At 17.5% G+C, this 658-nt stretch carries 1 pseudogene; it reads left to right on the top strand.

Annotated elements, in window-relative coordinates:
• Positions 1-234 precede the first annotated feature (234 nt).
• A pseudogene (locus GQX97_RS13665) lies at positions 235-658 on the top strand (hypothetical protein); the annotation flags it as partial.

Genomic DNA, 658 nt, shown 5'->3' with positions numbered 1-658 from the left:
AGTAATTTTATAATATTTTCTATTTTTTTAGATATATCAGTATATTTTATGTTGAATAACAAGATATATTTATCTGCTATATTAATTTCTATAGCATACTTTTTTAGATCTTCTCTTGCCTTGCCTTTAGGAATATTCATTCCAATATTATTACGAAATAATGATAATTTTAGTACAATTTTTAGTAAAAAAAGTATTATTTATTATCTAAAATATTATTTAACATTAATATTGATGATTTTTGTTATTAATTTTATTATTAATATTTTTATAAAAACTGATAACTCAGAAAGTGGATTCTATACTAATTTTATTAATTTAATTATTTTTGAAAATTTACTCAAAGCTATAATTACAACTATAAAAGGATTTAAATTATCTATACTACCAATTTTTATACTTGCTATATTATCATTATTATTAATTACTAGAAAAGATTTGAATATTGTCACAAAAAAAATATCATTACTTGGAATTGTATATTCATTCATTTGTAATACTCTTACATCTTTACTGGTATTAACTGGATATAAACCAATAGATGATGAAAATAGATATTTTATATATCCTATATTGATATTAACAATTTCTACAGTTCCAATGTTATATGAGTATTTAAGTAAATATTATAATTTAAATAAAATAACTAATTTATTAT

The sequence above is a fragment of the Brachyspira sp. SAP_772 genome (assembly GCF_009755885.1).
GTDB lineage: Bacteria > Spirochaetota > Brachyspiria > Brachyspirales > Brachyspiraceae > Brachyspira.
This window is presented reverse-complemented; position numbering and strand designations above follow the sequence as displayed.